Annotated in this window: 11 protein-coding genes; 9 read left to right on the top strand and 2 right to left on the bottom strand. The window is 68.4% G+C overall.

Translation table 11 applies throughout. The features are described from left to right. Window positions 1–20: 20 nt before the first annotated feature. Entirely contained in the window at window positions 21–317 is a 297-nt protein-coding gene (locus C442_RS03780) for a UPF0175 family protein (RefSeq protein ID WP_008307955.1), read from the bottom strand. A 126-nt stretch (window positions 318–443) separates the two neighbouring features. Here C442_RS03780 and C442_RS03775 point away from each other — a divergent pair, with 126 nt between their 5' ends. The 7 genes from C442_RS03775 (at window position 444) to C442_RS03745 (ending at window position 8,554) form a co-directional block, all read left to right on the top strand. Next, entirely contained in the window at window positions 444–1,211 is a 768-nt protein-coding gene (locus C442_RS03775; RefSeq protein ID WP_008307953.1) for a hypothetical protein, read from the top strand. Between the two features lie 109 nt (window positions 1,212–1,320). Further along, window positions 1,321–3,228 (top strand): S9 family peptidase, encoded by a 1,908-nt coding sequence (locus C442_RS03770; RefSeq protein ID WP_008307951.1) that lies wholly within the window; start codon window positions 1,321–1,323, stop codon window positions 3,226–3,228. Between the two features lie 101 nt (window positions 3,229–3,329). Beyond that, window positions 3,330–4,304: a WD40/YVTN/BNR-like repeat-containing protein gene (locus C442_RS03765; RefSeq protein ID WP_008307949.1), complete on the top strand. Its 975-nt coding sequence runs from the start codon at window positions 3,330–3,332 to the stop codon at window positions 4,302–4,304. A 67-nt stretch (window positions 4,305–4,371) separates the two neighbouring features. Beyond that, the gene (locus C442_RS03760) at window positions 4,372–5,355 is read left to right on the top strand and encodes an AAA family ATPase (protein WP_008307947.1); all 984 of its coding nucleotides are present in this window, start codon (window positions 4,372–4,374) and stop codon (window positions 5,353–5,355) included. A 61-nt stretch (window positions 5,356–5,416) separates the two neighbouring features. After that, window positions 5,417–6,118 carry a DUF4129 domain-containing protein gene (locus tag C442_RS03755; RefSeq protein WP_008307945.1) on the top strand — a complete coding sequence of 234 codons (702 nt, stop codon included), beginning with the start codon at window positions 5,417–5,419 and terminating at the stop codon, window positions 6,116–6,118. Then, window positions 6,115–8,061 (top strand): DUF58 domain-containing protein, encoded by a 1,947-nt coding sequence (locus C442_RS03750; RefSeq protein WP_008307943.1) that lies wholly within the window; start codon window positions 6,115–6,117, stop codon window positions 8,059–8,061. Before C442_RS03755 ends, C442_RS03750 begins: the two co-directional genes overlap by 4 nt. Further along, window positions 8,045–8,554, top strand: a complete 510-nt coding sequence (locus tag C442_RS03745) for a DUF7519 family protein (protein ID WP_008307941.1) — start codon at window positions 8,045–8,047, stop codon at window positions 8,552–8,554. Before C442_RS03750 ends, C442_RS03745 begins: the two co-directional genes overlap by 17 nt. 14 nt (window positions 8,555–8,568) lie before the next feature. On the opposite strand, the gene C442_RS03740 is transcribed toward C442_RS03745, so the two are convergent. Further along, entirely contained in the window at window positions 8,569–8,955 is a 387-nt protein-coding gene (locus tag C442_RS03740) for a hypothetical protein (protein ID WP_008307940.1), read from the bottom strand. Between the two features lie 122 nt (window positions 8,956–9,077). Here C442_RS03740 and C442_RS03735 point away from each other — a divergent pair, with 122 nt between their 5' ends. Both C442_RS03735 and C442_RS03730 read left to right on the top strand, forming a co-directional pair. Beyond that, window positions 9,078–9,503 (top strand): DUF5518 domain-containing protein, encoded by a 426-nt coding sequence (locus C442_RS03735; protein WP_008307938.1) that lies wholly within the window; start codon window positions 9,078–9,080, stop codon window positions 9,501–9,503. Window positions 9,504–9,583: 80 nt separating this feature from the next. Continuing rightward, entirely contained in the window at window positions 9,584–10,666 is a 1,083-nt protein-coding gene (locus C442_RS03730; RefSeq protein ID WP_008307937.1) for a geranylgeranyl reductase family protein, read from the top strand. Window positions 10,667–10,729: the final 63 nt, after the last annotated feature.

Raw genomic sequence — 10,729 nt, 5'->3', positions numbered from 1 at the left:
TACGACCCGCCCGTTCCAGATCATCGAAGTGCGTCTACGTCGTCGGCCAGATCGACCTCGTCGTAGTTCGACAGAACTCCGCGGTCGTTCGCTTCAGCCATCATCTCCGCGATGGTGAGCCCTGCCAACTCCGCCGCACCGCGCATCCCGACCGCTCCGTCCTGATAGCGCTGGAGGGCGACCCGAATGAGTTCCTCGCGAGCGCCTTGCCGGATCGCCTGTCGGATCGCGTCGCTCCGACTCTCTCCTTTCGCCTCAGCGAGACGCGCCACCAGATCGAGTTCCGTATCGCTCATTCGAGTAGTGACGTTCTCCATGCGAAATGCAACGTATTGCATCGTATTAAGCGTGCGGTCATACCTGAGAGTGATGCCGTGTTCCGGGATAAATCTCCGCACCTGCCACCACGTTTTAGTCGACGGCGAAACCTGATATAGCCAGCTATGGCGCAGTCGACAGCGGACCGCATCGAGCGGAAACGGGGTATCGGTGGGCTGGCGAAGCAGGCGAACCCGGCCTTTGCCGTGGGCGCAGTCGCAGTCCCGCTCATTGCGTTTGCGGGGGCCGTCGCCAGCGGCAACATCCGGGCGCTAACCTACGTACATGTGATGGCTGGGGTGCTGTGGACCGGCATCGACCTGTTCATGGGGCTCGTGTTGGGGCCAGTGCTTGGCGGCCAGGAATCTGAGGCACGGGCCGACTTCTTCGCCTCGTTCACGCCCAAGATGACGTTCCTGATGCCGACACTGGCGACGGTGACCATCGCCGGCGGCATCCTGCTGGCGCTCAGGCTCGGGAAGTTCCCCAACGCCGACCCGTGGCTGGCGCTGCTGACCGCCGCGACGCTGATTCCGGTCGTCCTCCTCATCGGCTCCCAGTTCGATGCGCTGACCGACCCGAAGACGCTGGGCGTCCTCGGCGTCGCCGTCGTTGGTTCCGGCGCGTATCTGGCGGCCACGCTGCCGGCCTTCGCGATGACCTCGTGGTGGATCGTCGCGACGCTCGCTATCGTGACCCTGCTGTCCGTGCAGGGCTTCGGCGTCATCCTCCCCGGCGAAATCCGCATCTACCGGCAGGTCGTCTCCGAGAACCCGGACGTTGAGCTCGTCTCCGAGATAGGGATGCGAAACGCCAAGCTGGGCGGCCTGCAGGGGCTGTTGCAACTGGCAATCGTGTTCGTGATGGTCGGCCTGCGCTGGTGGACGCCGTAGTCTGTCTGTGGGTACCGCCCATCGGAGGCGACAGGAACAGTAATCCAGACCACATGCGCTCTCGTGTCGGCAGAACAACTACAATCTATCCGGAGTTAGCACACGTCGTATGTCCGACCCTGAAAGCGGTGAAACGGACCCCGAAACGGTACTGGAGGAACTCGCCGGACTCCCGACGCTGGCCCATCCGACGGCGTCCCCCGACGGCGACGAAGTGGCCTTCTACTACGACGTGAGCGGGCGCAACGAACTCCACATCCTCGATGTCGAGAGCGGGACCTGCGAGCAGTGGAGCGACGGCGAGGTGCCACGGAGCGCCCGCTGGCACGTCGAGTGGGGAGCCGATGGCGAGCGCGTGTTCTTCCACCTCGACGACGACGGCAACGAACAGAACGACGTGTACGCCATCGACCGCGACGGGTCGGTCGAGGCAGTCGTCGAGATGGACGGGCAGGTGGTGATACAGGACGTGGGCGAGGACGGCGAGACGCTGCTTCTGGGGTCGACACGCGACGGCCAGATGAACCTCTACAGTCACGACCTCCCGAGCGCCGAGACGACCAAACTCACCGACTACGACCGCGCGGTTCACACGGGACTGCTCTCGCCCGACGGGTCGCAGTTGGCGTACGCGACCAACGAGACCGACGACTTCGACAACATGGACGTGTACGTGAGCGACGCTGACGGGGCAAACCCGAAGCCCCTCGAAATCGGTGTCACCGGCGCGGAGGCCGCCCCGGCCGACTGGGGACCCGACGGCGACCGCCTGCTGGTCGTGGACAACAGCGACGACCTGTCCCGGAGCGGCGTCTACGACCTGGAGACGGACGAGGTAACGTGGTTCGGTGGTGAGTACGAGGAGGAGCCACAGGCGTTCCTGCCCGACGGTGAGCGGTTCTTGGCCGTTCGGACCCGTGAGGCCACGAAGGTGCCCGTCGTGTACGGCATCGAATCCGGCGAGGAGCGCGAACTCGACCTGCCCGAGGGCGTCGCCTCCTTCGGCATGATGGGCGGCGACCCGGTGCTTTCCGGGGACCGCTTGCTGACGCTCCACACAACGCCGACGAACCGGCCCGAACTGCTCGCCTACGACCTCACCGCCGACGAAACGACGACTCTCGTCGAGGCGGAGTACGGACCGTTCTCGCCCGAGGCCTTCGCCGACGCCGAGTACTTCGCCATCGAGTCCGACGGCGTCCCAGAGACGTGGCAGGCCGCAGTCGAGTACGACCCTTACAACACGCTGGAGATCGGCTGTCTCCTCTACGATTCTGGCGAGCGGCCGTCGCCGCTCATCGTGAATCCCCACGGCGGCCCGCGCGGGATGGACAGCAAGTCCTTCGACCTCTACACGCAGTTCCTCGTCCACCGGGGCTTCTCGGTGTTGCAGGTGAACTACCGGGGCTCGACCGGCCACGGCCGCGAGTTCATCCGCGAACTGTACGACGACTGGGGCGGGGCCGAGCAGGGCGACGTGGCCTCGGCCGCCGAGCACGTCCTCGCGACGCGTGAGTGGGTAGACGAGGACCGCGTCGTCGTCTTCGGCGGCTCCTACGGCGGCTACTCGGCGTACTGGCAAATGGTCCAGTACCCTGACCTGTACGACGCCGGCGTCGCCTGGATCGGCCTCACGGACCTCGAAGACCAGTACGAGAACACGATGCCACACTACCGGACTGAGCTCATGGAGAAGAACATGGGCACCCCGGCGGAGAACCCGGCCCTGTACGAGGAGCGGTCGCCCGTCACCCACGCCGATAACCTCGACGCCCCGCTGTTCATCGTCCACGGCGTCAACGACCGCCGGGTCCCCGTCTCGCAGGCCCGCCTGTTCCGCGACGCGCTCGAAGCCGCCGGCTACACCGAGGGACCGGACGGCGATTTCGAGTATCGGGAACTCGGCGAGGAGGGCCACGCCTCTTCCGACATCGAGCAGAAAACGCGGCTGTTCCGCCTGCTCGATGGCTTCCTCGACCGCCGGATCGGGACCGAAACGGTCGCCGCCGACGACTAAGCTCGGCGGCTGCTTCGCCGCGCTGTACGTCTTCGCGTTGACGCGGTCGGTCAGTCGCTGACACCGCCAGTGTTCTTGGCTCGGGCGTCGTACAGTCGGCCATGCACACCGCCTACGCTGCGCTCGGTGATCGCGTCCTCGTCGGCGACGGCCACAGCGGCTGGGACGACGGCCTCCTCGGCCACAATATCGAGTGTGTCGCTGCAGGAGCGGCCGAATTGGGGCGTGCCTTCGTGGGAACCGCCGCTGCTGGCCTCCAGCGGACGACCGATGGCGGAGCGACGTGGGAGTCGGCCCTTGACGCCGGGGACCGCGTGACGAGCGTCACAGTCAGCCCACACGACGCCGACGTGGTGTGGGCCGGGACGGAGCCGAGCGCGGTCTATCAGTCGACCGACGGTGGAGAGACGTGGACTGAGAACTCCGGGCTGACGGAACTGGACTCGGCTTCGCGGTGGTCGTTCCCGCCGCGGCCCGACACCCACCACGTCCGGTGGATCGCCCTCGCGCCGGACGACCCGGAGCAGGTGTACGCCGCCATCGAGGCCGGCGCGTTCGTCCGCAGTCCCGACGGCGGCGAGAGGTGGGTCGACCACCCCGACGGCGCGCGGCGGGACAACCACACGCTGGCGACCCACCCCGACGCCCCGGACCGGGTGTACACCGCCGCCGGTGACGGCTACGCGCTGTCGACCGACCGCGGCGAGACATGGACCCATCCGCAGGAAGGATTAGAACATCGGTACGTGTGGGGGCTAGCCGTCCATCCTGACGATCCGGACTGCATCGTCGTCTCGGCGGCCAGCGGCCCTCGGTCGGCCCACAGCACCAGCGGCGAGAGCTACGTGTATCGATGGGGTGGTGACCGGTGGAGACAGTCGATGGACGGTCTACCGGGGCCGGCGGGACTGGCCCGGCCGATTCTCACCGCCGACCCGGACGACGGCTTCCTCGCGTTGACGAACTACGGCCTGTTCCAGTCGCAGCGCGGGGAGACGTGGACTCGGGAGGGTCCCGACGGCGTGGGCTGGCCAGCCGAGTACGACCAGGTCCCGAGCGGACTGGCCGTCGTCTGACCCCGTTTTCTCGGTGAGAAGCTGGGTTCATACTACTAACATATCGGGGGTCCCAGCCGGGAGTACGATGGACGTTTCAGACGCCTGTGCCGACTGCGACCGGATCCTCGATACGGTTTCTGGGAGCGTCGTCGCCGAGCGGGAGTTCCTCGAAACCGTGCTGACCGCCGTCCTCGCCCGTGGTCACGTCCTCATCGAGGACGTACCGGGGACCGGCAAGACGCTGACCGCCCGGAGCTTCGCATCTGCGCTGGGGGTCTCCTTCTCGCGGGTCCAGTTCACGCCGGACCTGCTGCCGGCGGATGTAACCGGGACGCACGTCTACCGCGAGGGCGACGGCGAGTTCGAGTTCTCGGAGGGGCCGATCTTCGCCAACTTCGTACTGGCCGACGAGATCAACCGCGCGCCGCCGAAAACGCAGGCCGCGCTGCTTGAGGCGATGGCTGAGGGGCAAGTCACCGTCGACGGCGACACCCATCCGCTGCCGGAGCCGTTCGTCGTCGTCGCGACCCAGAACCCCGTCGAGAGCGAGGGCGTGTTCCCCCTGCCCGAGGCTCAGCGCGACCGCTTCCTCGTCAAGACTAGCATCGGCTACCCCGAAGCCAGCGCCGAGAAGGGGCTGCTCCGCCAGCGGACCGAGCGGGAGTCCAAGGCCCCCTCGACCGCCGGCATACTCGACCCGGAGGGTGTGCGCCGCTTACAGTCCGTTCCCGAGCAGGTGACCGTCGACGACGACATCCTGAGCTACCTCATCGACATCGTCCACAGGACCCGGCAAGACGCTCGGACCGAGGTCGGCGTCTCCCCTCGCGGGAGCCAGCGCCTGCTCGAAGCGGCCCGGAGCCACGCGGTGATCGCCGGCCGGGAGTACGTGCGCCCGGTCGACGTACAGACCGTCGGTGCGCCGGTCCTGGCCCACCGGCTAGTCCTGACGACCGATGCGACCGTGGACGGGACGACTGCCGACGATGTCGTCGCTGACGTGTTCGACAGCGTGGCGGTGCCGACGGTATCGCCTGCTGCGCCCGAGACGACGGCGGCCGGGGAGTGAGTCGGATGGTGGAAAGACAGTCGCTCTGGCCTGCTGGAGTCGGCAATCGGGAGGTGTAACTGTGGCGCGGCTGGGCTCGCTGGCTCTGGCTATTCTCGCCGTCGTCGCGCTGGCGATGGTCGCCGCGTCGCTCGACACCGTCTCGACAGCGCCGACGGTGACGACCGAGGAGCCGTCGGTCGATTCGACGCCACCCCCGCAAGGGCCGGGTGGTGGCGGACCCGGTACCCCGGAGGGGACCCAGTCGGCGACCAGAATTCCGGAGACTGAAGCGGAGACAGTAGCCGCCTCGAACGCAAGTGACGGGCCGCCGCGCTGGCAGGTCGCCGCCGGCCTCGCACTCGTCGTGCTGGGCGGGCTAGTCGTCCTGTACGAACTGACCCGCGGCGAGATGACCGACCCCGACGCCGACGACGAGGACCCGCCACCCACGCCGACGGCACCCGCACCCGATTCGGTTTCGCTCACGTCGGACGTGCCGCCGAAAAACGACGTGTACCGGGCGTGGACCGCGCTCAGGCACCGCGTCGAATCGGTCGACGAAGCGTCCGGTCTGCCCGGAGAGGGGCCGGTGACTCCCGCCGACGTTCGGGACGGAGCTATCGAGTCCGGCCTCCCACAGCAACCGGTGACGGCGCTGACCGAACTGTTCTGTGCGGTCCGGTACGGCGACGCGGCCGCGACGCCGGAGCGGGAGCGACGGGCGCGAGCGGTCGCAACCACGCTGTCGATAGACGCGCCTGTCCGGGGTGATGAATCGTGAGGCAGCGACGCATTCCGACTATCGTTGGCCTCCTGGCTATCAGCGCCGGGGGACTCCTGCTGGCACTGCCCGAGCTGGGCGGTGGACTTCTGCCGCGTGTGGTCGCGACGCTGCTGACGGTCGGGGTCGGGGCCGCGGCGGTGGTGCTCGCGGCCAGAGAACTGTTCGACAGCGACGACCCCGAGCTACGGCTTCCGACGCCCGAGTCCCGTCCCCCGTATCGAGTCCCTGGGGCGGCGTTCGCCGAGCGACTCGACCGGATCAGCACCGTCGGCCGCCGCGCGGTCGACGACGCGGACGAGTGGGACGGACCCCGGGAGCGCACGCCTAGGGAGCGCGTGTACGCGTCGCTCCACGAGCTTGCCGTCGACGTGCTCGGACGGACCGACGGGGACAGGCCGGGCGCGGCCGCCGACCGGCTCGCGGACGGGGCGTGGACCGACGACGAGGCGGCCGCCGCTTTCTTCGCCGACGGGCTATGCCCGCCGCTGCCGCGACGGGCGTCGCTCCCCTTAGTTCGACCTGAACTCCCCGTGGTACGTCGGGCGCGCCACGCCGTCGCTGAGTTAGCCGAGCGACTGGCGGCCGACGCACCTGACCCGGACAGCCGGCCCGCTCCGGTCGAAACAGTGGGTGACGGGGAATCGGCCGACGAGTACTGGCCCACCGCCGACCTCCCTCGAACGCGGTCGACCGGACGGACCAGACGCGTCGCCGTCGCGGTCCTGCTTGCCAGCGCGGGCGGCGTCGTGATGGGTGTTCCCGGAGCGGTGCTGACCGCCGCGTTCGGGGTCGCACTCGCCGGGGCCGCCCGGGTCCGGGAGCCGACGGCCGATATCGAACTCACTCGAACGCTCGAACCGCGGACGCCGTCGCCCGGGTCTACCGTCGAGGTCACCGTGACGGTGCGGAACGTCGGCGAGACGACGGTTCCGGACCTACGGCTGCTCGACGGCGTCCCCGCCGGACTCAGCGTCCGCTCGGGGTCGCCGCGGTTGACCACCGCGTTGCGGCCCGGCACCGAACGGTCATTTAGCTACACGCTGACGGCGGTCCCGGGCACCCACGCGTTCGAGTCACCGTTCGTGATCGCGGGCGATTTCGCCGGCGCGCGAGAGACGGTCCGGACCGTGGCGGTGACGGGCGGCCAGGACAGCCTGGCGTGTGGCTTCGAGCGGCGCAGTGACGACGCCGGCGCGCCACGAGAGCAGGCGACGCAAATGCCGGGGCAACAGAAGGCAGGGGTCACCGGGAGCGGCGTCGAATTCGATTCATTGCGCGCGTACCGCCCCGGCGACCCGGCGTCGAGGATCGACTGGCACCACCGCGCGAAGACCGGCGACCTGGCGACAGTCGAGTTTCAGGAGCCGCGACGGCCGCGGGTCGCCGTGGTCGTCGACGCCCGTCGCGCGGCGTACGTCGCGGCGACACCGGGAGATGTCCCAGCACCGCGGCACGGCGCGTCGGCCGCCTACAGCATCGCCGACCGATTGCTCGACGACGGAATTCCGGTCGGCGTGGGGACGGTCGGGGCGGGCGACTGTTGGTTGCCAACGACGACCGGCGAGGCCCATCGCGAGGCCGTCCGGACGCATCTCGCCAGCGAAAGCGCGGTTCCGTGGACGCCACCGTCGAAACCGACGCAAATCGGCGACGCCGTCGACGACCTGACGGCGCGGCTCAACCCCGACGTTCAGGTGGTCGTCGTCTCGCCGCTCTGTGACGACGACGGCGTTGCGCTGGTTCGACAATTAGAGGGGGCCGGCCACAGCGTTTCGGTGGTCAGTCCGGACTGTACGGACCCGTCGACGGTCGCCGGGGCCTACGCGCATCTCGCCCGTGAAAGCCGGCTCTCGACGCTCCGTGGGCACGACATCCCGGTCCGGGACTGGGACCCGGCGACGCCACTCGGGGAGGTGCAAGCCCATGCCGCGAGCGTCTGACCGAGACCGCCCGTCCGCATCGGGACTGCCGCGGTTCAGCGCCGGCGTCAGCGCCATCTCAGTCCTCACCGTTGTCGGACTCGTCGCGACCGACCCCGCGTCGTTAGCGTTCGCCGCCATCGGTGGGCTGGCAGTCGGCGTCGGCCTGCTGCGACGATCCGAGTTCGCACTGACGTCCGGCGTCAGCGGCCTGTTCGTAGCCGTGCTACAGGCCGGGGCTAACGGGTCGCCGGAGTGGGTCCTGGGCGCGACAGTGCCGATCGTGCTGGCCTGGGTGACCGCCAGACACGCGCTGCGATTGGGGGCGCAGGTGGGCTCCGCGGCCCCGACGCTTCGGGTCGAACTCGTCCACACCGTCTCGGTCGTGGTGCTCCTGACGGCGGGCGGCGGCATCGGCTATCTGATCTACCGGTCCGTGACGGGGACGCCGTCGCCGCTGGCGCTTGGCCTGCTCCTGCTCGCTGTCGTCGCGTTTACCGTCTCGCTTCGGTAACGGGAGGAAGCCGATCAGAGAAGTGAGATGATCGCGTATCCCAGGCCGCTTGTCACGGCCGTCGCAACGGCCGCAAGCAGGAGGATTTTCGCGGCCTGTCGCCGGTCGGCTCGGACGGCTTCGCTCGCGTCGACACGGCCGCTGGCCCCGCCCGACCCGGAGAGGTCGTAGCGGGCGAGCGCGCCAAAGGCGACGCAGAATCGGAAGTAGTCCTGGAATGCGCCGACGAAGCCGCCGAAAATGAATGGAACAGTCGCTAACAGCGCCGTCCCTGGTATCGCACCGACCGCGGCAGCGAGCGCGATACCGATGGCGACCGCAAACGAGGCGACGGCCGACAGTCGACGGGCGCGGCGCTGGTCGGCACCGATGTTACACACTCCGGGCTGGTACTCCGCCATGGCCGTCGGGAAGGGCTGCAGCGACAAATGCGTCCTGATCGGATTAGCGGCGCGGCGACCGCTTGCGTCTGGTTGTGTCATCAGGGAGCTGGTTTTTCAGCCCGGCGAGTCATCACTCGGGTATGCCCCTCCAGTTCGAACTCTCGAAGACGTGGAAATGTGCCCTCATCGGCGGCGGCGTCCCCGCGCTGTTCACGCTCGCAGACGCGTTGCGGTCGTCGTCGGACATCACCTATCACGGACTGTTCCTCGGCGGCGTCATCGCAGGGTATCTGGTCAAGCGCCACGGCGGGACGGGGACCGCCGCCGGGATCAGAGCCGGGCTCATCGGTGGTGTTCCGGCGCTCTGGTCGCTGAAAGAACTGTTGGTCGCTATCCCGACGATTCCGAACCCGCTGTGGTTCCGGGTCGTTGGCGTCGGTATGGCACTGGTAGTCGGTGTACTGCTGCTGGTGCTCCCGATGGTTGTCGGCGGCCTGGCCGGCCGTTTCGGCGGCTGGCTGGCCAAGCGACAGGGTCATCCGCGAGTCCCCACGGCGGGTAGCTGAGTCGGCGGTCGTCCGGAAAACGGGTACAACAGCCGTCTGAATCGAGAAGCTATTTGGTTCGTGACACCGAGAGAACGTGTATGCACGATGTTGTGGTGGTCGGTGCGGGTCCGGCTGGGTCCCGGTACGCGCGCCAGGCGGCGAGTCGGGGGCTCGACGTGGTGGTGTTCGAACAGGGGGAGATCGGCAAGCCGCTGGCCTGCTCGGGCCATGTGAGTACAGATATCTGGGATTTCACCGAGGACGCCCGCGACGAACTGTTCCAGAACGAGATCTCCGGCGCGCGGTTCCACACCGGCGGCCCCGGGAGCCAAGACCACCCATTCTACAAGGACGAGGTCATCTCGAACGTCATCGACCGTGTCGGTCTAGACAAGCACCTTGCGGGGCTGGCCCGCGACGCCGGTGCCGACGTTCACGAGGGGCATTCGGTCGTCGGGGTCACCGAAGACAGGGACGGCGTCACCGTGGAGGTCCGGGGCGACGACGGCGTCGAGACGCACCGAGCGAAAATGGTTGCCGGCTGTGACGGGCCAAAGAGCCGCGTCCGGCGGGAACTGGACCTGCCGGAGCCCGACGAACTGCTCCACGGCGTGCTCGGGTTCAGCGACGAGGTGGACCACGGCGCCTTCGTCGACGTGCACCTCACTGTGCCTCGCTTTTTCGCCTGGCGCATCCCGCGGGGCGAGGCCGGCGTCGAGTACGGGCTGGCCGTGCCGCCAGGGGATGACGCCCGCGGCCGCTTCGAAGAGTTCGTCGACGGCTACGGCGTCGAGACCGACCGCCGGTGCTCGGGGCTCATTCCCATCGGCCCGCCGAAGCGGGTCACCGGTCGGCGGTCGTTCCTCGTCGGCGACGCCGCGGCACAGACCAAGCCCTTCACCGGCGGCGGCATCCGCTACGGCATGACCGCGGCCGACCACGCGGCCCGGGAAATCGACCCCGGGGACCCGGCGACGCTGGGCGAGTACGAGCGAGCGTGGCGCGACGATCTCCGGCAGGAGATCCGTCTGGGCCACGCGGTTCGGGCCGGCTACTCCGCGCCGGAGCCGATACAGAAAGCCGGGATGAAGGCCTTCGAGGGCGAGATCGGCGTCCACATGGACCGACCGACGACGCTGTTCTCCCGCGAGCAGTTGGCGGCGCTGTTCTCCCGGTCCTGACGGACCTGTTACTCGACTGGTGTGTGCAGATAACGTTTTTACCGACCAATATAAAAGGACGGG

The organism is Haloarcula amylolytica JCM 13557 (assembly GCF_000336615.1).
Taxonomy (GTDB): domain Archaea; phylum Halobacteriota; class Halobacteria; order Halobacteriales; family Haloarculaceae; genus Haloarcula; species Haloarcula amylolytica.
Note: the sequence above shows the minus strand (reverse complement) of the source record. Positions and strands in the feature narration are given on the sequence as shown.